The sequence below is a fragment of the Caldanaerobacter sp. genome (assembly GCF_049701115.1).
GTDB lineage: Bacteria > Bacillota > Thermoanaerobacteria > Thermoanaerobacterales > Thermoanaerobacteraceae > Thermoanaerobacter.
In genome coordinates, this window is record NZ_JBNATX010000002.1 from 146,792 (window position 1) to 165,923 (window position 19,132).

Genomic DNA, 19,132 nt, shown 5'->3' on the forward strand with positions numbered 1-19,132 from the left:
TCATAGAAGATATACCAAGACAATATTTAAAAATTGCCTTTATCATTTTGTTTTTTTTGTAAAAAGTGCTACAATGAAAAGGGAGGTAATTTTATCATGAGGATAGCTGCTACAATTACAGAAAAAGGATATATTGAAAAGCTGCCAGATGGACCCCATATAGTCATTTTTGACACAGAAAAAAATCAAACGGAAAAATACGACAACCCGGGATACCATTTGGAAGAAAACAGGCGAAGTACAATAGTAGATTTTCTATTTGAAAAAAACGTGGATGTAGTAATAACTATACCGGAAGCTTTTTGCAGCATCTCCTATGAAAAAGCAAGGTAAAAGGGCTTAAAATTTATAAGACTTAAAAAAAGCATGCCTTACGAAGAAGTCGTAAAAGATTTATCCTCTCATTTAGAAAAATTGACAGATAGTATACCTGAAGATGAGCTTTACAGAAATATACAAAAATCTTAATAAATTCTTTATAAGTCGCCTATTTATAAAAACCTATATTAATTTAAGTGGCATTTTGTGCTAATGCTTATGAATCGCATTTACACACAAAATGCCACTTTTTCATTTCATCAACAAACTAAAAACCCATCACTTTAAGAACTCTTTTTCATGCCTTAAGGGCCTTACCTTCTCTACAATTTTTTCTGCTAGCTCAATATATATTGCTCCTTCTTCAGTATCATCAAGAGCAGGCGGAATACCCTCATCGCTTAACTCCCTTATTTTTACCACTATCGGAATCCTCGCCAGTATCTCTGTCTGCAAAGACTCTGCCAGCTTTTCTGTCTCTCCCTCTCCAAAAATGTGGTACCTTTCTCCACATTTAGGGCACTCAAAATAAGACATATTTTCTACAATACCTACGACCTCTACATTGACCTTTTTGGCCATATGTCCTATTCTCCCTGCAACATGGGAGGCAGAAGCTTGGGGAGTAGTGACAAGAATAAATTTAGCCTCTGGTAATTTTTGCATAACGGTGAGAGGTATGTCTCCCGTCCCCGGCGGCAGGTCTAAAACTAGATAATCTAAGTCTCCCCATACAACGTCGGTGAAAAATTGATCTATTACGCCAGTCAAAAGGGGCCCCCTCCATATTAGAGGCGTATCTTCATCAACAAAATTCCCCATAGATATGATTTTTAATCCAAATCTTTCAATAGGCAAAACCGTATGCTCGTCCAAAGCATATGGTTTCTCTCCTACGATGCCCAAAAGCCTTGGTACGCTGGAACCCAAAATATCAGCATCCAAAAGCCCCACCTCAAAACCCAGCCTTGAAAGTCCAACAGCCAAATTTACTGCAACGGTTGATTTCCCCACACCTCCCTTTCCACTACCTACCACTATGACTCTAGTATTCTCAAAAAGGTTTTTCTTTTCTTCTTTGAGCCTTCTTGCTAAATCCTGCCTTTCCTCCTCCGTCATGGCTCCAATATTTACTACCACTTCTGAAACTCCTTCTATTTTTGATATCTCTTTGATAGCATTGTTTTTTATCTGGTCACGAAGAGGACAGCCTTTTACAGTCAAATTTATATCAACAGTAACCTTATCCCCTTCTATTTCAATATTTTTAACCATTCCCAAATCTACCACATTTCTTCTAAGTTCCGGGTCATACACTTTTTTTAGCGCGGACAATACTTGTTCTCTTGTAATCAATTTTATACCCCCTATTGGTACTTTTTTGTTGACAATTATATTATAATATATAATCATTACTAATAGAATACCCCCAAAAATTTTCTTCCATTCGAATAATATAGTGGGGTGGTTGATTTGGACATAAATGAAAGAGTGTACATAGCTAAAAAAGACCCCTCTGAAAGAGAAAAGCTGATAGAAGAATATACCCCTTTTGTAATAAAGCAGGTCGCCTACTTCACAAATAAATATATTGAAGAAGAAAATAGCGATGAATTGAGTATTGGTCTACTAGCTTTTAATGAAGCAATAGACAGCTATGACATCTCAAAAGGTTCCTTTTTAAATTTTTCCAGCTTAATCATAAAAAGACGAGTAATTGATTATTTGCGTCAAAATCAAAATACTTACTATCCTCTCGATGCATACCAAGAAAAAGAAATAGACCTTGAATTTGAAAACAGAAAACTTGAGATTATATCTTTTGAAACATTGTTAAGACTTTATGACATTGAAATAAAAGACCTGGTAAAGCATTCTCCAAAACATAAGGAAACTAGAAAACTCGCTTTAAAAATTGCTCGCACAATATGTGAAAATGAACATCTTCTGACATATCTCAAAAAGACGAAAACCTTACCCGTAAAAGAATTAATAGACCTCTTGAAAATAAGTCGTAAATCCATTGAAAAGTATAGAAAATATATAATAGCTCTTGTCATAATACTTTCCGAAGACCTGCCTATCCTCAAAGAATACATAAACTTTGAAAGCGAGGTGGCGAAAACGTGAAAGCCATAGTAATAAAAAAAGAACGGAACAAAGCATATCTTTTGACAGAAGAGGGACAGTTCATAACCTCTAAAAAATTCCAAAAAGCAGAAGTAGGTGAAACAGTAGAAATAGTTTCTACCTCAATCGTTTCTCCCTCCATGGTAAAACTTTTATTAGCCGCCTCTATAATAATAGCTCTTATTGCATCCTTGCTAACCTTTAAAGCTTCAGAAGTATACGCATATGTCTACATGAAAAATCCCAATATAAAAGCAGCTATCGACAAAAATGGAAAAATTATTTCTATTACACCAATGGATGACGAATCCAAAAAAATTTTGAATAAAATATCCTATAAAGGATTAGATATTTCGACTTTTATACAAAAAACCATAGAAGAGTCAGAAAAAATGGGGTTTTTGCAAGAAAATGATAAAATAGTCATCACCACAATACCTATAAAAGATACAAAAAATGTAAACGAGGTAGAAAAAAAGGTAAAAGAGGCTGTACAGAACATTCAAAAATCTCAAAAAGCTTTAAAGTTTGAAATCAATGAAAAAGAAACAAAAGAACAGTTAAAAGAAAATAAAGATAAAAAGCAAATAAAAAATTCTGACCTTCCCGTCAAAATAACCAACACAGCACCTGAAGACAAACAGAAAAAAAATGAAGAAAAACAGAAGATAAAGATAGAAAAACCTGCAAAAGTAACTATCCCTGATAAAGAACTTCAAGAGAAAAATGAGAAAAAAACTCAAGAAAAAATTAAAGACAAACAAAAGAACAAATCGGAAGATGAAGACAATGAACATCAAAATGAAAATAAAGCGAAAAAGGATAAGAAAAATAATGATTAAAGAGGTGAAAAACCATGTCAAAATACTTAAAAATCCTTGTGTTCACCATGGTAGTATCTCTTATCTTCCCCGTATTTGGCTTTGCAAAAGTTCAGCCTTCTTTCTCCTTTGATGACATAAAGGAGTATCAATGGGCAATAAAAGCAGTTGAAAAAATGCACGCCAAAGGCGTAATAAAAGGAGTAGGGGATAAGAAATTTGCTCCCTCAAAGCCGGTCACCCATTTGGAAGCCCTTGCCCTTATTCTGCGCACTTTGGGATATGAAGGAAAAACAGCAACACTTCCCAAAGAATATAAAGGCAACATACCATCGTGGGGAAAAGATTTTATAGGATTAGCCTATGAAAAAGGGTTATTGACTACAGAGGACTTAAAAACTTTTAACCCGAATAAAGATGCAAAAAGATATGAAATAGCAAAATATCTGATAAGGGCTCTGGGATTTGAAAAGGAAGCAATGCTTAATATGGATAAGGACCTTCCTTATAAAGATTGGAAAGCTGTTCCAAAGAGTGCAAAAGGATACATGTACATTGCTGTCAAGGAAGGCCTAATCGTAGGCGATGGCAAAAATTTGAAGCCAAATGACCCTGTAAAAAGAATAGAAATGGCTGTAATACTAGAAAGGCTGGACGAAAAAATAGGAAAAGATGCTTATTCTGGCAAAGAAGTTATAGGCACGGTATATCAAGTAGACCAGAATTCAATTACAGTAAAGGTAGGAACTACACTTAAAACCTATACTGTGATTAAAAATGCTCCTGTATTTGATGGAAATGAATATCTGACAATTAACTCTTTAAAAGAGGGCTATAGAGTGAGATTGATATTAGATGAAAAAAACAATATAATATTCATAGAGATATTAGACAAAAATGGTGAGGAAGTGATTGCCATTCAATTAGAGAAGCCTTCACCTATTCCGCAAAGCATTTTAAACATTATTGAAACCATAAAAGAGACCCAAAGCGTGAAACTAGTAGAAGATAATGGCATCTATTATTTAATTGCAACACGCGGTATGATGCGAACTGGCGGCTACAGCATCTTTATAGACAAGGCAGAGATAATAAAAGACGCCGGTAAAACTGTCCTTAAGGTAGAGATAAAATATCAAAATCCCCCTGAAAATGCTATTGTTACTCAGGTAATTACCTACCCTTATGACGTAAAGATGTTTAAATACGAAGGAAAAATCGACAAAATAGATACTTCCATAAAATATTCCATAGCTCCTTAGAAAAGGGCTGTAGTTTGTTGACAAAATTTTTTCTTAATTTAAGTGGCATTTTGTGTTAAAGCTTGTAAGCCACATTTACGCACAAAATGCCACTTCGTTTTTTGTCAACATGCATTAAGCTCTTAGAAAAAGGCTAAATTTTTGATAAAAATTTTGTGGAAATAGCCGATTGATTAAATCGTTTAATTGATGTACTATGGTTACTAGATTGAAAGGGGAGGAATTACATATGAAAGAAATAAAAGTAAAACTTACTACTATCGAAAGTGTAAAGCGGTTTGTAGAAAAAACTTCAAAATATCCATTTGAAATTGACGTAGTTTCTGGAAGATATGTAATTGATGCCAAATCCATAATGGGGCTTTTTAGCTTAAATTTAGAACATACACTCACAGTCGTAGCTCACACTGACAACCAAGAAGAACTAAAAAAATTAGAAGAGGATTTAAAGGAATTTTCAGTACAAAACTAAAAAAGGGGGATAACCCCTTTTTAATGTATTATAGGCGGTGGAGTTGGCTCTATAGGCACTGCAATTTGGCCCGTTTTTGCATCTATGTGCATAAGCCAATAGCCTTCATCTTTCGGACCTCTAAAGCCTTCTTTAACCGGTTTCCATACTACAAAACCTGTCATACCAGCAAAAGGTTGATCAGAAAGGGTAAAAAAGCCTGGCATCCCGTAAACTATGTACTTTAAATCCCCTTTTTCATCTTTTACAAAACCAACAAGATAGTGATCAAAGCTTCCCTCTTTGTAACCAGTCTTTACCTTCCACCACCTGTAACCTTCCAGATTCCTTTCAAAGGGTTGTATTTCTTCTAAGAAATTTACTATGTTGTTTACATATTCTTTTAAGTATTTTATATAATCGACCTCTTCCGATATAGTTTCCCCTTCATCTTTTTTTACTTCTAATACTTCTTTACTAACTTCAACTTCTTTATCTTCTCCAATTTCTTTGTAATCAATTTCCGAATCTGGGAAAACCTTAACTTCTTTACCCTCAATTGTTCCCTCTTCATGGGTTTCATTTTCTTCAATCCCCTTTTTGATCAAATGTTTCCTATAGGCACTCTTCCAGCTGGAGTTTTTCCTGTTGATTTGTGAAGCAAGGGGCACTAAAAATTTTTCTCCATCATATGCCTCCACCAGAATAACAGCAAACTCCTCCCATTTAATTCCACTACCTTTTACATCTTCCACTTCAAAGGACCACTCCCCTCCACCTCTCCCCTTGTCATCTACTTTTAGTGCCCCGAAATCTACTAAAACTGTATCTCCATTTAATTTCAATAGCTTTAGGTTGTAAGAAAAAGCGGGATTCAAGTTTTGGAGAGCAGCAGTTATTCTCCCTCTATTACCTTTAAATTCTAACTTTACATACCCCGATACTTCCTTTCCCCCAAAAGAACAGCCCTTATCTTCCGGATTCAATACCACATAAGACCTTTTATATATGTTCACTGGCATTTTCAAATCCCCCTCATTTTCACTAAAATACCTCTGGCACTACATATTATGAAATGAGGGAAAATATTATTACTTTTTCGTAAGAAAGTAAAGAGCATTTGCTAAATCTGCAAACTGCTCTATTGAGAGGATTTCTCCTCTTACTTGAGGAGAAATTTTTGCTACTAGAAAAGCCTTATCTAAAATCTCTTTTGGAAATCCAAGGACTTTTAAAGAATTAGATAAAAATTTTCTCCTCTGTCCAAAAGCGGCTCTAACCACATTAGAAAAGAGTTTTTCATCCTTTACATCTACCAATGGCTTGTCATATATTTTTAATTTCAAAAGAGTAGACTCTACTTTTGGAGGAGGAACAAAGACCTTCGGCGAAAGATTAAACAGTATCTCTGGTTTGGCTTTGAAATTTACAAAAATAGTAAGCATCCCATAATCCTTCGTACCGGGCTTAGCGCATATTCTCTCTGCTACTTCTTTCTGAACGAGTATAGTCATCTCTTTTACTAATTTGCATTCAATCATTTTCATTATTATAGGGGAAGTTATGTAATAAGGGAGGTTAGCCACTACTTTAAAAGGCTTCCCTTCAAAATGCTCTTCGGAAACCTTATAAAGGTCTACTTCAAGTATATCCTCATTTATTATGACCAGGTTTTCATACATTTTCAATTTTTCTTTTGTCAATTCAAATAATTCCTTATCTATCTCGAAAGATACTACTTTTTTAACCTTTCTTGCAAGCTCTTCCGTTAAGCCTCCGTGGCCGGTACCCACTTCTAAAACAAAATCCTGCTCTCCTACCCCTGAAGCTTTTACAATTTTAGAAAGCAGATTTCTGTCAAATATGAAATTTTGTCCCCATTTCTTCTTTGCCTTCATATCTCCACCTCAAAAAATTAGGCAGGGGAATCCCTGCCTTATTGAAGAATGTAGACTTTGACGTATCTCCTACCCCAATTCCTAACTTCTTCTCGAGTAGGGAAATACACGTCAATTCGATTGCCCTTTATAGCCCCTCCAGTATCAGCTGCAATGCAAAAACCATATCCTTCCACGTATAATCTTGTTCCCAATGGTATGACCCTGGGGTCCACAGCGACTACTCCCCTTTTAGCCACCATCCCACTCGCCGTAATGCCATAATCGGGGTCTCCAGGTCTTTTACCCGTACTCTCTTCACTGCTATCATAAGCTGTTGCTAGCATTGTCTTGACTTCCCTGTATCTTATTACTTCTCCTCTAGAAGTAGTAAAAACCCCTATGGTCCCGACGCGCACAATTTGGGGAACGGGGTTTTTTATCACTTTTTCCTCTATTACGTTTCTCGCCACTTCTTTCCCATTTTCATATGTTACCTTAATGAATCTTAGCTTTTTCCCCATTTCCCCTTGCTGTGCTATTCTGGTCTGGCCCCTTTCCATAGTATAGTCTTTTTCTGTCTTTGTATCATAAGGTATGTCTATTTCTTCAGTTATGACCTTTTCTGTAACTTTCGTTATGTCGATATACATGTAAGCGAACACCGGAGTATCCAAATCCATATTGATTTTATCTTGTGGCCCCAGTATTATCCCTTTTTCAAAAAGCAAGTCTTTTATCGTGGAAGCTGCTGAATATACATTTTCAAGTTTGCCACCAATATTTAACGTAACAGGTACTGCTCTTTTGATTGTAACTGTCATTCCATTTTTAAGCGGTGTATCAAGCGAAGGCATAACTACATCTTCTTGTCTAAGTTCAATCCCTTTTTCCTTAAGCAAATCTCCAACCGTAGACGCAAATGTAGTTACAACTGTTTTTCTATTCTCATCCTGAAGGGTTATTTGCTTCCTCAAATTCCCATAGGCCAAAATGCCAAAGGCCCCAAAAGCGACTGCTACCAGTGTTACAAGGGCAACCGGCTTAAGTCGCCTTCTAAGGTCATCTGTCTCCATCCCATACCCTCCTGTTAAAAATTTGGTTTAGGGGAGTCGTAAGTAATTTTAATTCAATTAAATCGATTTGTCAAATTTTTATACATGATTTTTCAGTTATGTAATTATTATACGCAATTTTCTCATTTTTGATACGTCAGGAGGGTAAATTAAAAAGCCTTATGGCATTTTGTGAGGTCCTCTCACATACTTCTTCATAGCTTATTTCTTTGATTTCAGCAATTTTTTGTGCAACAAACTTAACATAGCAGGGCTTGTTTCTTTTTCCTCTATAAGGCTCTGGGGTTAAATAGGGGCTATCTGTTTCAATCAAAAGCCATTCAAGAGGAGCCTCCTTTGCCACTTCTCTCACTTTTTTGGCATTCTTGAAAGTGACAGTCCCTGAAAGAGAAATATAAAAATTCATTTCTATAATTTCTTTAATCATCTGAGCATCTCCAGAATAACTGTGAAATACCCCCTTTAAATCCTTGGTCCACTCTTTTTTAAGGATAGCAAGGATATCTTGGTGTGCATCTCTATCATGAATTACAATCGGAAGTTTAAGCTTTTTGGCAAGTTGTATCTGTTTTACAAAAGCTTGAATTTGAAAATCTCTTGGAGGATCGTCATAATAATAATCCAATCCAATTTCTCCTATCGCCACCACTTTCTTCTCTAAGACTAATTTTTCTATTTCATCTATTTTATCTATCTCTTTTTTTGCATCGTGAGGGTGAATTCCTACAGTCGCATATATAAAGTCGTAGTTTTGAGCGAGCTCAATGGATTTTTTAGAAGTCAATATATTGGACCCCACATTTATCAAAAATGTGAGGTCCCTCTTACACTCCTCAATTACTTTCTCCCTGTCACTCTCATACTTTTCATCTTCAAGATGAGCGTGAGAATCTATAAGCAATTTAATCACCTCAGCTAATTTTAGATCCACTTTCTATGTCCTTGTCCACTGTTAAAAGAGCCATTTTACCTTCGTTAGTAGCAGCTAAAAGCATTCCTTGAGATTCAAGTCCCATAAGCTTTTTCGGCTGTAAGTTATATACGATTATTATCTTTTTACCTATAAGCTCTTCTGGACTGTAGTGTTTCCCTATACCTCCTACAATTTGCCTTATTTCATCTCCGACTTTAAGCTTCATTTTTATAAGCTTGTCTGAACCCTCTACTTTTTCTGCTTCCAGGACCTCGGCAACTCTTAATTGAATTTTTGAAAAATCTTCTATCGTAATGTAATCCATCTTTTCTTCACCCTCTTTCGCTTTTTCTTCTGGCTTATTTCCAAGGGAAGCTAACTCTTTTTCAACATCTATTCTTGGGAAAAGAATCTCTCCTCTTTTAACTTTTATCCCTTCTTTTAATAACCCAAATTTCAGGCTTTCCCATTTCGTCAAATCCTCTGGAACCCCTAATTGCTCAAACATCTTCTTAGGAGTGTTAGGCATAAAAGGAGATATCAACACACCTATAAATCTTAAGGATTCTGCAAGGTTATATAAAACAGTGGCAAGTCTGCCCTTTTTGGATTCATCCTTTGCCAGTACCCAAGGCATGGTCTCATCAATATACTTATTAGCCCTTGATACCAGTTTCCATATCTCCACTAACGCATTAGAAAACTGCAATTTGTCCATATATTCTTCTACTTTTTTAGGCAGGCCTTGAGCTAAACCTATGAGTTCCTCGTCTATTTGCTCTTTTACAGATGGACCAGGGAGTATGCCATCAAAATATTTTTCAATCATCGTAACAGTTCGACTCAAAAGATTCCCTAAGTCATTGGCTAAATCAGAATTTATCCTGTTTATTAAGGCCTCGTTTGAAAACACACCATCAGCTCCAAAAGGAACTTCCCTTAAGAGGAAATACCTGACCGCATCAACTCCATACCTTGCCACCAGCTCCTTGGGGTCTACCACATTCCCTTTGGACTTTGACATCTTTCCTCCTTCTAGAATTAGCCATCCATGCCCAAACACTTTTTTAGGAAGGGGCAGACCCAAAGCCATAAGCATAGCAGGCCATATTATAGTGTGAAATCTCACAATCTCCTTCCCAACAAGGTGCACATCGGCAGGCCAGTACTTTCTAAATTTCTCATCGTTATCCGTCATGTACCCTAAAGCAGTGATATAGTTAGAAAGGGCATCTATCCATACGTATATCACGTGCTTAGGATCAAAAGGCACTTTTATCCCCCAGTCAAATGTACTCCTTGATACAAATAAGTCCTCTAATCCCGCTTTTATGAAGTTTATCATCTCATTTCGCCTAGATTCTGGCTGTATAAAATCCGGATGCTCCTCATAGTATTTCAAAAGCTTGTCCCCATAGGCCGAAAGCCTAAAGAAATATCCTTCCTCTGTTACTCTCTCAACTGGTCTACCACAATCGGGACATTTTCCATCTACAAGCTGGCTTTCCGTCCAGAAAGATTCACAAGGGGTACAATACCATCCCTCGTATTCCCCCTTATATATATCACCTTGTTCGTAAAGCTTAGTAAATATCTTCTGCACTATTTCCTCATGGTAAGGGTCTGTGGTCCTTATGAAATGGTCGTAACTTATGTCCATTACCTTCCACAAATCTTTTATCCATTCCACTATCCCATCCACATACTCTTTTGGAGCCATTCCCTTTTCTTTCGCGATTCTTTGAATCTTTTGGCCATGTTCGTCTGTACCTGTCAAGAACATTACATCATATCCTGTCAATCTTTTAAACCTCGCCATTGCATCGGCCGCTACCGTCGTATAAGAATGACCTATATGTAGTTTGTCACTCGGATAATATATGGGGGTGGTGATATAAAAAGTCTTTTTCATCATTACCTCCTCCTCAGATCTTATGGTAATTAAATAAAAAACTCGCCTCCGGCAAGGGGCGAGATTTTCGCGGTACCACCCTTTTTCACATGAACCTCACGGTTCATGCCTCACAGAGTGCAAATAACACTCTTCCTCTTTAACGGGAGTCCCCGGTAAAGCCTACTAACCTTCGACAATACGGCTCCGGAGCCATCTTCAGAAGCCAGAACTTTATCGGTTCTCACCTTGCCCGACTCTCTGTCAAAGTCCTCGGCTTCCTACTCTTTCCTTCATTGCCTTTTCCAAATATTCTTTTATCCTTTAATATACCCTTTATAATGATTATTGTCAACACCCTTTTTTATTATTCATATCTTCTCCACCCTCATCCTTTCCTTTATAAATTCTATGGCGTCCTCTTTCGTTTTTATCTCACCGTAAAACCTGTTTTTCCTTATTTCATAAAGTATTTGCCCAAGTTTTTTCCCATCTTTTACGTCAAAGTTTAAAATTATATCCAAAGGAGAAAGTAGTGGTTTTTCCGTTTCTTTAAACTCCACATATCGCCTTAAAAGTTTTATTATAAAATTCTCATAGCGGGGAATATCCTCTACCTTACCAAAACTTAAACGGGCGGCAGTGTAATCAGCAAGAGATACTAGCAAGATACCTATCACATTATCTTTCAAATGATAAAAGAATCTGAAAAGGGTCTTATTGTTCACCCCTTCTAAATAATAATCAAGGGGTTTTTTGTGGTAAAGTATCAGTTTCTTTAAAAGATTTATCTCTTTTCTGGGAATTTTCATGCGAGTCCCCATCTTTTTTATCATTTCGGCTCCTTTTATCTCATGATTATAAAAATGAAGTCGATTTTCTATGTCTATGTAGATAGACTCCACTTTCCCTATATCGTGAAACAAAATTGCTAACTTTATGATATCCTTGACCTTATTCTCTGAAGAAAGTGGCCTTTCTAAATAATCCCTCAAGAGGTCCGTCACATCTTTGGGAAATCTCATGGTATTTATGATATTTTCATATTCCTCTACCGCCCTTATGGAATGAATCCAAGAATTTACAAGCTGATAATAGCATTTCCCTACTTCTTTAAGTCTTGCCACTTCTTCGAATATATTTTCCATCAACCCCATCTCTTCCATAATCCTTAAGTATTTGTGGGAATCCTTCTCTTTTATTATGATGAAAATCTCATTCATTATTCTTTCGGGCGCAACATTCTTTAGTAAATGAGCTTCTTCCTTTATCTTTTTTTTAGTTTCTTCTTCTATATCGAACTTGTATGTAGCAGCAAACCTAACAGCCCGCAAGGCTCTTAGCGGATCTTCGCGGAAGGTGTAGTCTGCCACATGCTTTATTTTCCTACTTTTTATGTCTTCTAACCCTCCAAAAGGGTCTATTATGTATTCAAATTCGAAATAATCCTTTAACCTTAAAGCCATAGCATTCATAGTAAAGTCTCTATGAGCCAGATCTTGCTGTATGTTTTCGCCTCTTAGATTAGTAAAATCAAGTATTTCCTCTCCTACCAGCACTCTATATGTCCCTTTTTCTGCCATAAAAGGCACTATCTTACCTCCTAATACCTCTGCAGCCAATTTTGCAACTTCTTCCGCATCACCTAAAACCGCAAAATCATAATCTTTTGCTTCTCTCCCTAGCACCCTATCTCTTATGTAACCTCCTACAATATAGACATCATAAGCTTTTTTTCCCAACTTCCTCATTAGTCTGGGTATTGTAGCCACAGAAATCCTTCCTTTCAAAAAGGAAAATTATACTTCAATTAAAAGTATAACAAAAGGGAAAAAGTATACAAGACCTAAAAAAACACATGGCTAAAAAAAACACAGGAAATGATGGCAACTACATCGGTAAAAATTCCTGAGATAACTGCATGTCTAACATTTTTCACCCCAACAGCTCCAAAATAAACTGCAAGTACATAAAAAGTGGTCTCTGTAGACCCATACATGGCAGAAGCCATTTTGCCAATGAAAGAATCTGCTCCATGAGTTTTAATGATTTCCGTAACAATTCCTAATGCTCCACTCCCCGAAAGAGGCCTTATCAATGCAAGGGGAACAAGGTCTTCGGGCATCCCAATTATTTGTGTAAAAGGCATCAAAAAATGAGCAAAAATTTCCAGTGCCCCTGAAGCCCTCAAAACTCCGACAGCGACAAGCATCGCCAAAAGAGAAGGGAAAATCCTTATAATGACATCTATCCCTTCTCTTGCTCCTTCTACAAATACTTCGTATACCTTAGCTTTTTTTATAAGCCCATAAAAAGGAACAATAACGAGGATTAATGGAACAAGCCACTGCGCAAAAATCTCTGCCATCTTCATCACTCCTTAAACATTGGAAACCTCTCCATTAAATTATTGAAAATCAGCCCCAAAAAAAGAGCTGTAGTAGTAGAAAAAATGCTCACAATAACAAAATCCGCTGGATTTTTCGATCCAAGGGAAGCTCTTATTCCTATCATCACTGCGGGAATAAGTTGAATAGAAGCAGTGTTTATAACCAAAAATCTACACATGGCATTTGAAGCACTTTCTTTTTTGTTGAGGTCCTGTAGGTATTCCATAGCCTTGATCCCAAAGGGAGTAGCGGCATTGCCAAGCCCCAACATGTTTGCTGATATATTCATGATCATCGCAGAAATAGCAGGATGTTCTTTGGGGATCTCAGGAAAAATTCTGGTAACTACAGGTTTTAATATAATAGCAACAATATCTATCAATCCGGATTTCTCTGCGATCTTCATTATCCCAAGCCAGAGAGCCATCACTCCCAAGAGTCCTATAGAGATGCTAACAGCACTTTCCGTTGAATCGATTATAGCTTTCGAAACTTCTGCTATCCTTCCGTTTGCAATTCCGACAAATGTCCCTAAAATTATCATAAAAAACCATATATAATTCATCATAAAAAAACCTCCCATATTGCCAAAAAGTCTACTATTTTTCGCTTTTTCTTCTTATCTAATAAAATTTATGTTATTATCCTAAAAAAATTCCAAAAAGGTATTGACTTATTTTTCAAAACTTGGTATTATTATAAGTGAAGTGGAACTGTCGAAATTTGTAACTCAGGAGGGGAGAAATATGTTGAAATCCACGGGTATTGTAAGAAAAGTAGACGAATTGGGAAGGGTAGTAATACCAATTGAGCTCAGGAGGACACTGAATATCGCTGAAAGAGACGCATTAGAAATCTACGTAGACGGCGAGCAGATAGTCCTCAAAAAGTATGAGCCAGCATGCATTTTCTGCGGCAATGCTGAAAATGTGATCAACTACAAAGGCAAAAATATCTGCAAAAACTGCCTTGAAGAACTCAAAAAGACTCCAATAGAATAATCGCAGAAAAATAATGGGAGGTAAATCCTCCCATTATTTTTCTTTCCTTTCTTCCTCCGGCTCTATGTGAACTGTGACATTAGAACCGGGGAATCTCTCTATTATTTCCCTTGAAACCTTGTGGGAAAGTTCATGAGCTTCTACGATATTTGCATCTCGTCTAACTCGCAAGTGAACATTAATTTCTCTCCTCTGACCAGATTTTCTTGTCTTTAACTTGTGAAAACTTGTGACTTCAGGATTTGACCTTATAATATCTTCTATTTCTCTTATCTCTTCTTCAGGAAGACTCGTATCTGTCAAGTCTTTTAAAGCCTCTTTAGTAAGGCCAAATGAAGCTTTTATAATCAAAAAAGCTACTAAAATAGCTATCAAAGGGTCTAAAATAGCTATACCCGTAAGTCTTATCACTACCAGTCCTACAGCCACTCCTAATGATGTAAAAACATCCGTTAAAAGGTGCATGGCATCAGCTTTTAGAGCTATAGAGTCCTCTCTTTTAGCAATTTTAAATAGATATAGTGAAACTATACTGTTTATAAAAGCAGCAAAAAACATCACGGCTATGCCTATTCCAAGATTTTCTACGAACGAACCTGTAATTATTCTTTTTAAAGCTTCATATATTATTAAAAGAGCCGCAAAAAAAATTAAAATAGCCTCCACAAAACCTGAAACATTTTCATATTTATCATGACCAAAAGGGTGATCTTCATCGGGAGGCTTTGACGCTTTTCTTATAGAGAAAAAGGCAATTAAACTCGCTACAAGGTCAATAAGAGAGTGAATAGCTTCTGAAATTACGCTTATAGAGTGCATCAAAACCCCTGCCACTAATTTTACAATTATCAAAAAACTATTGGAAGCGACAGATAACAAAGCCGCTTTTTCCCTTTTCATAGTGACCTCCAAATATCAATTGAAATTAATCCGTCGTAATATATTATAAAGCATTGGCATAAATTATGCAAATATTTTACATAAAAGGCATTGAAAATCATCTTCAATTATCATTTTCATCCAACGCTATCTTATAAATTTCTCTTTTGGGAATCCCTAATTCCCTTGCTACTTTTTTCACTGCTTCCCTTTTGTCCATTCCCAATCTAAGATATTCATGTAACAATTCCTTAGGATCTTCCTTCAAGAACTCAGTCTTAGCACCTTCTATCACTATTACAATCTCGCCTTTTACTTCATCCCCAATTTTTTCTAAGATTTCTTGTGCCGTTCCTCTTATAAACTCCTCGTGGATTTTTGTGAGTTCTCTTGCTACTACTACTCGTCTATTTCCTATATAGTGAGTGAGTTCTTCCAATGTCTCTTTTAAGCGATGAGGCGATTCATATATTATCGTTGTCCTCTCTTCCTTCGAAATTTTTTCTAACTGCTTCTTTCTCTCTTTTTTCTTTTTTGGCAAAAATCCTTCAAAGACAAAAGAAGAGGTATCAAGTCCTGAAGCAATAAGGGCTGTAATCGCCGCAGTAGGCCCCGGGAGAGGTACTACTCTTATTCCTTCTTTTATGGAAAGACTCACCAATTCCTCACCAGGGTCAGAAATAGAAGGGGTCCCTGCATCGCTGACCAGGGCAATGGACTTGCCATTTTTAAGTTTTTCTATAAGCTTAGGGCCCATAGCAGCTTTATTGTGTTCGTGATAACTAACAAGAGGTTTTTTTATTTCGTAATGATTCAGCAATTTTAAAGTTTGCCTTGTATCTTCTGCCGCAATGAGGTCCACCTCATTTAAAACTCTCAAAGCCCTTAAGGTTATATCTTCCAAATTACCAATAGGTGTGGGACATAAATAAAGCGTTCCATATTTCTCCATTTCTATTCCTCCTCTAGACTTTCCTTTGAATATATGGCTTTAACTTCTTCCGTATATTCTCCCGTCTTTTCGTATACAAAAAGAGGGGGAAGTACGGTCAAAGAAGGTTGTGCACCTTTTTTAGCCTCCAAAAGCAATAAATTAGGCTTGCTGTCGACATAGGGCTGAACAAATCTAAGTTTTTTAGGTTCTAGACTGTATTTTCTTAAAAAATATATAATATCTGCCAGCCTGTCGGGGCGATGTACTAAGAAAAATTTGCCACCAAACTTTAGAAGCTTATATGCTGTTTTAACAAAATCTTCAATTCCTCCATATAATTCGTACCTTGCAATATTCTCTGCCACCAGTTTTTTTTCAAATCCTGCATAAGGGGGCATGTAAGGAGGATTAGAAGTCACAATGTCAAATTTCTCATGCCCTAAAATCTTTTCTATCCCCCTCACATCCCCTTCTACTATCTTTATTCTGTCTTCTAAATGATTTACTCTTACGCTCCTTTCAGCCATATCTACCATTTCCTTTTGGATCTCGACTCCGTAAATAATGGTATCTTTCGTCTTTGCCGCTATCAAAATAGGGATTATGCCATTTCCGCAACCCAAATCCACGATTTTATCTCCTCTTTTTGCAGTAACAAAGTTAGCCAACAGCACTGCATCCATCCCAAACTTAAATTTGTCTTTATGTTGAATTATCACCATATTCTTTATGTTTAACTCATCAAATCTTTCCCCTTCTTTTAGCACATGCCTCACCTCTTCTATATTCTACCTTTCAGACCGCCTTTTTTCAACAAAAACTGCTTTTCCGATTATTGAAAATCACTTCAGTGAAAAGTATACTATTCATTAAGGGAATAAACTCACTGGAACTTTTTAAAAAATTTTTAACAATTTTATGTTATAATCAAAAGGCTATATCCGAGATTAATTTTTAGGGAAGGAATGTAATATCATGAAAAAATTTATTGCTTTTTCCCTAGCAGTTGTATTTATTATTCTTTTTTCAATTTCATATTCCTTTGCTTCCAGTTCACAGTCTACAAACAAACTAGCAGTGCTTTTCATCATAGACAGAACAGGTATTGAAGAATTAAAAAAATATGACCTACCCAATATAAAGTGGTTAATGGAACATGGCTCGCTTGCCCTCATGAATACGAGAACTGCAGGAAGTTATTCAGAACCGGCTTCTTACCTAACAATAGGCACAGGGACACGAGCAGCCGTAGGAGATATGGGAGGATTGTGTTTCAACAAAAGCGAAGCCTACGCTTATACCAGTGCAGAAAATCTGTATCGCCTTTACACAGGTAAAGAGGTTGGAGAAAACGACATAGTAAACATAGGCATACAAGACTTAATTTCACAGGCTTCAAACTTAAACTACACAGTAACACCAGGACTTTTAGCTCAAATTTTGAAAGACCACGGAATAAAAGTATACGTATTTGGAAATGGAGATATAAAAACTCCCTATGGAACTTCCTATAACAGATACGTAGCTTTAATAGGCATGGACAAAGAAGGCTTAGCAAAAGGAGATGTCAGTGAGTCTTTACTCATAAGAGATGAAAACAGCCCCTATATGACAAAGGCAAATTACAAAAAGCTTTATGAAAACTTTCTAAATACCAGCAAAGAAGGTGGACTTATAATAATAGACCCCGGGGACACTCTTAGAGCAGATTCATTTTCCAAATATACCACTCCATCTCTGGCAAATCATTATAAGGAAAAAGCTTTAAAAAGTGCAGATGAGTTAATTGGTAAAATCCTTAATCATATAGACCTGTCAAAGGATTTATTTATAGTTTTGTCTCCATATCCTTCTACTTCAGATATTTCTAAAAATAATCTGATTACTCCTGTTATTGTAGCTGGCCCTTCTTTTTCCAAAGGTTTTGCTACTTCAGATACCACAAAGAGAAAGGGTATAGTCACAAATCTAGACATAGCACCTACGATCTTGAGATATTTCGATATAACCCCCCCTGTAGAAATGTTGGGCCATCCCCTTAAAACTATACCAGGCAGCAATGCTCTTAATGGACTTATCAAAGAGGATGAAATGATAGTATCTGTTCACAATGCAAGAACTCCTGTGCTAAAAGGCTATGCATCAATTTTTATTATTCTGTTGATTCTTTATATAGGATTATTTTTGATGAAAAAAGAATATTTAAATTACATCTCTCCACTTTTACTGGGAGTCGTCACTGTACCATTGACTTTCTTGATTCTGCCGCTCTTTGGAGCCTTAGACCTTTACTCTAACATCATAGCTATTCTCCTCATAACAGTAGCTGTTGACTTTATAGTAATGCTTTTTTCAAAAGAAGATTTGGATAGGGTCATGATAATAAGCCTTATCACTGCTTTAGCTTTGCTAGTAGATTTGGTTCTTCATTCTCCTTTAATGAAAAATTCTCTTTTAGGTTATGATGTGATAAGCGGTGCAAGATATTATGGAATAGGCAATGAATACATGGGGGTACTCATAGGCTCCTTAATCATGGGAACCTCCTTGCTCATAGAAAAATACCCCAAAAAGATTGTAAAAACTATAACGATTATAGCCTTTATCATCGCTTTCTCTTTAATGGTATTGCCCCAATTCGGTGCCAAAGTTGGTGCCTTTATTACCGCATTTATGGCATTTGGAACAGTAGTTTTGATGATTTTTGGCGTAAAAATCACTAAAAAACAGCTTATTTTGATGTTCATTTTGATGACAGTATTATTGACAATCATGTTTATAGTGTCTATTTTCTGGAATACAACGACTCATATGGCACAAACCACACTAATTGTGAAGGCTGAGGGGATAAATTCTTTAGTCCAAATTTTTGCAAGAAAACTTCAGATGGAGCTAAAACTGATGAAGTATACCATATGGTCTTGGGTACTTGCAATATCCATTGTAGCTCTTTTCGTTGTATCCTACAAACCTACAGGAATGCTTCAAGAGGCTTTTAAAAATCACAAATACATCTATGCAGGCTTCTTTGGAAGCATAGTTGGAATGCTCTTTGCATTGGGATTTAACGATGCGGGCATTGTAGCCGCTGCCACCATGTGTATTTATGCTATTCCTTCCATCCTGCTTTTGCTATTGAAAAACAGGAATTGAAGTAATTTGGCTAAAAGACAAATGTATGCTATAATC

General features: G+C 36.4%; 19 protein-coding genes and 1 other annotated feature. Of the genes, 7 read left to right on the forward strand and 12 right to left on the reverse strand.

The annotated features are described in order from the left end of the window. Positions 1–96: 96 nt before the first annotated feature. Positions 97–333 (forward strand): hypothetical protein, encoded by a 237-nt coding sequence (locus ACPLVE_RS02060; RefSeq protein ID WP_424609374.1) that lies wholly within the window; start codon positions 97–99, stop codon positions 331–333. A gap of 264 nt (positions 334–597) precedes the next feature. Here the strand turns inward: ACPLVE_RS02060 and ACPLVE_RS02065 are convergent, their stop codons facing one another. Further along, positions 598–1,731 carry an Mrp/NBP35 family ATP-binding protein gene (locus ACPLVE_RS02065; RefSeq protein ID WP_424609376.1) on the reverse strand — a complete coding sequence of 378 codons (1,134 nt, stop codon included), beginning with the start codon at positions 1,729–1,731 and terminating at the stop codon, positions 598–600. Positions 1,732–1,791: 60 nt separating this feature from the next. On the opposite strand from ACPLVE_RS02065, the gene sigI reads away from it, so the two are divergent. The 4 genes from sigI (at position 1,792) to ACPLVE_RS02085 (ending at position 5,003) form a co-directional block, all read left to right on the forward strand. Next, the gene (gene sigI, locus ACPLVE_RS02070) at positions 1,792–2,448 is read left to right on the forward strand and encodes an RNA polymerase sigma factor SigI (RefSeq protein ID WP_424609378.1); all 657 of its coding nucleotides are present in this window, start codon (positions 1,792–1,794) and stop codon (positions 2,446–2,448) included. Further along, positions 2,445–3,290 (forward strand): anti-sigma factor domain-containing protein, encoded by an 846-nt coding sequence (locus tag ACPLVE_RS02075; protein WP_424609379.1) that lies wholly within the window; start codon positions 2,445–2,447, stop codon positions 3,288–3,290. Before sigI ends, ACPLVE_RS02075 begins: the two co-directional genes overlap by 4 nt. A gap of 14 nt (positions 3,291–3,304) precedes the next feature. Then, complete coding sequence (locus ACPLVE_RS02080; protein WP_424609380.1) at positions 3,305–4,531, forward strand: S-layer homology domain-containing protein; 1,227 nt, start codon at positions 3,305–3,307, stop codon at positions 4,529–4,531. Between the two features lie 229 nt (positions 4,532–4,760). Beyond that, positions 4,761–5,003, forward strand: a complete 243-nt coding sequence (locus tag ACPLVE_RS02085) for an HPr family phosphocarrier protein (RefSeq protein ID WP_424609382.1) — start codon at positions 4,761–4,763, stop codon at positions 5,001–5,003. Between the two features lie 20 nt (positions 5,004–5,023). Here the strand turns inward: ACPLVE_RS02085 and ACPLVE_RS02090 are convergent, their stop codons facing one another. From ACPLVE_RS02090 to ACPLVE_RS02125, 8 genes are all read right to left on the reverse strand, one after another. Then, positions 5,024–6,004, reverse strand: coding sequence for a hypothetical protein (locus ACPLVE_RS02090; protein ID WP_424609383.1), 981 nt, complete (start codon positions 6,002–6,004; stop codon positions 5,024–5,026). A 69-nt stretch (positions 6,005–6,073) separates the two neighbouring features. Further along, a complete protein-coding gene (gene rsmA / locus ACPLVE_RS02095) occupies positions 6,074–6,880 on the reverse strand; it encodes a 16S rRNA (adenine(1518)-N(6)/adenine(1519)-N(6))-dimethyltransferase RsmA (protein WP_424609385.1) in 807 nt (268 codons plus the stop codon). A 38-nt stretch (positions 6,881–6,918) separates the two neighbouring features. Continuing rightward, positions 6,919–7,935 (reverse strand): 3D domain-containing protein, encoded by a 1,017-nt coding sequence (locus tag ACPLVE_RS02100; RefSeq protein ID WP_424609387.1) that lies wholly within the window; start codon positions 7,933–7,935, stop codon positions 6,919–6,921. A 136-nt stretch (positions 7,936–8,071) separates the two neighbouring features. Further along, entirely contained in the window at positions 8,072–8,836 is a 765-nt protein-coding gene (locus ACPLVE_RS02105) for a TatD family hydrolase (RefSeq protein ID WP_424609389.1), read from the reverse strand. 10 nt (positions 8,837–8,846) lie between these two features. After that, positions 8,847–10,760, reverse strand: a complete 1,914-nt coding sequence (gene metG / locus ACPLVE_RS02110) for a methionine--tRNA ligase (protein WP_424609393.1) — start codon at positions 10,758–10,760, stop codon at positions 8,847–8,849. 51 nt (positions 10,761–10,811) lie between these two features. Further along, positions 10,812–11,045: a binding site (T-box leader), on the reverse strand. Positions 11,046–11,110: 65 nt separating this feature from the next. Next, on the reverse strand, positions 11,111–12,511 hold the full coding sequence (locus tag ACPLVE_RS02115) for a CCA tRNA nucleotidyltransferase (protein WP_424609394.1): 1,401 nt from the start codon (positions 12,509–12,511) through the stop codon (positions 11,111–11,113). Between the two features lie 74 nt (positions 12,512–12,585). Continuing rightward, positions 12,586–13,107, reverse strand: coding sequence for a spore maturation protein (locus ACPLVE_RS02120; protein ID WP_424609396.1), 522 nt, complete (start codon positions 13,105–13,107; stop codon positions 12,586–12,588). A gap of 5 nt (positions 13,108–13,112) precedes the next feature. Next, positions 13,113–13,697 carry a nucleoside recognition domain-containing protein gene (locus ACPLVE_RS02125; protein ID WP_424609398.1) on the reverse strand — a complete coding sequence of 195 codons (585 nt, stop codon included), beginning with the start codon at positions 13,695–13,697 and terminating at the stop codon, positions 13,113–13,115. A 178-nt stretch (positions 13,698–13,875) separates the two neighbouring features. On the opposite strand from ACPLVE_RS02125, the gene ACPLVE_RS02130 reads away from it, so the two are divergent. Beyond that, positions 13,876–14,130 (forward strand): AbrB/MazE/SpoVT family DNA-binding domain-containing protein, encoded by a 255-nt coding sequence (locus ACPLVE_RS02130; protein ID WP_424609400.1) that lies wholly within the window; start codon positions 13,876–13,878, stop codon positions 14,128–14,130. 33 nt (positions 14,131–14,163) lie between these two features. Here ACPLVE_RS02130 and ACPLVE_RS02135 read toward each other — a convergent pair whose 3' ends face one another. From ACPLVE_RS02135 to ACPLVE_RS02145, 3 genes are all read right to left on the reverse strand, one after another. Then, entirely contained in the window at positions 14,164–15,030 is an 867-nt protein-coding gene (locus ACPLVE_RS02135) for a cation diffusion facilitator family transporter (RefSeq protein ID WP_424609402.1), read from the reverse strand. Between the two features lie 103 nt (positions 15,031–15,133). Then, positions 15,134–15,961, reverse strand: a complete 828-nt coding sequence (gene rsmI / locus ACPLVE_RS02140) for a 16S rRNA (cytidine(1402)-2'-O)-methyltransferase (protein ID WP_424609404.1) — start codon at positions 15,959–15,961, stop codon at positions 15,134–15,136. A 2-nt stretch (positions 15,962–15,963) separates the two neighbouring features. Beyond that, positions 15,964–16,710 carry a tRNA1(Val) (adenine(37)-N6)-methyltransferase gene (locus ACPLVE_RS02145; RefSeq protein WP_424609405.1) on the reverse strand — a complete coding sequence of 249 codons (747 nt, stop codon included), beginning with the start codon at positions 16,708–16,710 and terminating at the stop codon, positions 15,964–15,966. A 208-nt stretch (positions 16,711–16,918) separates the two neighbouring features. On the opposite strand from ACPLVE_RS02145, the gene ACPLVE_RS02150 reads away from it, so the two are divergent. Beyond that, positions 16,919–19,096, forward strand: coding sequence for a hypothetical protein (locus ACPLVE_RS02150; protein ID WP_424609406.1), 2,178 nt, complete (start codon positions 16,919–16,921; stop codon positions 19,094–19,096). The last annotated feature ends 36 nt before the right edge of the window (positions 19,097–19,132 follow it).

Bases quoted from the DNA above. Each gene is read 5' to 3' on its own strand.
- ACPLVE_RS02060 (WP_424609374.1), top strand. From the start codon at position 97: ATGAGGATAGCTGCTACAATTACAGAAAAAGGATATATTGAAAAGCTG.
- ACPLVE_RS02065 (WP_424609376.1), bottom strand. From the start codon at position 1,731: ATGATTATATATTATAATATAATTGTCAACAAAAAAGTACCAATAGGG.
- ACPLVE_RS02080 (WP_424609380.1), top strand. From the start codon at position 3,305: ATGTCAAAATACTTAAAAATCCTTGTGTTCACCATGGTAGTATCTCTT.
- ACPLVE_RS02085 (WP_424609382.1), top strand. From the start codon at position 4,761: ATGAAAGAAATAAAAGTAAAACTTACTACTATCGAAAGTGTAAAGCGG.
- ACPLVE_RS02090 (WP_424609383.1), bottom strand. From the start codon at position 6,004: ATGCCAGTGAACATATATAAAAGGTCTTATGTGGTATTGAATCCGGAA.
- rsmA (WP_424609385.1), bottom strand. From the start codon at position 6,880: ATGAAGGCAAAGAAGAAATGGGGACAAAATTTCATATTTGACAGAAAT.
- ACPLVE_RS02100 (WP_424609387.1), bottom strand. From the start codon at position 7,935: ATGGAGACAGATGACCTTAGAAGGCGACTTAAGCCGGTTGCCCTTGTA.
- metG (WP_424609393.1), bottom strand. From the start codon at position 10,760: ATGAAAAAGACTTTTTATATCACCACCCCCATATATTATCCGAGTGAC.
- ACPLVE_RS02120 (WP_424609396.1), bottom strand. From the start codon at position 13,107: ATGGCAGAGATTTTTGCGCAGTGGCTTGTTCCATTAATCCTCGTTATT.
- ACPLVE_RS02125 (WP_424609398.1), bottom strand. From the start codon at position 13,697: ATGATGAATTATATATGGTTTTTTATGATAATTTTAGGGACATTTGTC.
- ACPLVE_RS02130 (WP_424609400.1), top strand. From the start codon at position 13,876: ATGTTGAAATCCACGGGTATTGTAAGAAAAGTAGACGAATTGGGAAGG.
- ACPLVE_RS02135 (WP_424609402.1), bottom strand. From the start codon at position 15,030: ATGAAAAGGGAAAAAGCGGCTTTGTTATCTGTCGCTTCCAATAGTTTT.
- rsmI (WP_424609404.1), bottom strand. From the start codon at position 15,961: ATGGAGAAATATGGAACGCTTTATTTATGTCCCACACCTATTGGTAAT.
- ACPLVE_RS02150 (WP_424609406.1), top strand. From the start codon at position 16,919: ATGAAAAAATTTATTGCTTTTTCCCTAGCAGTTGTATTTATTATTCTT.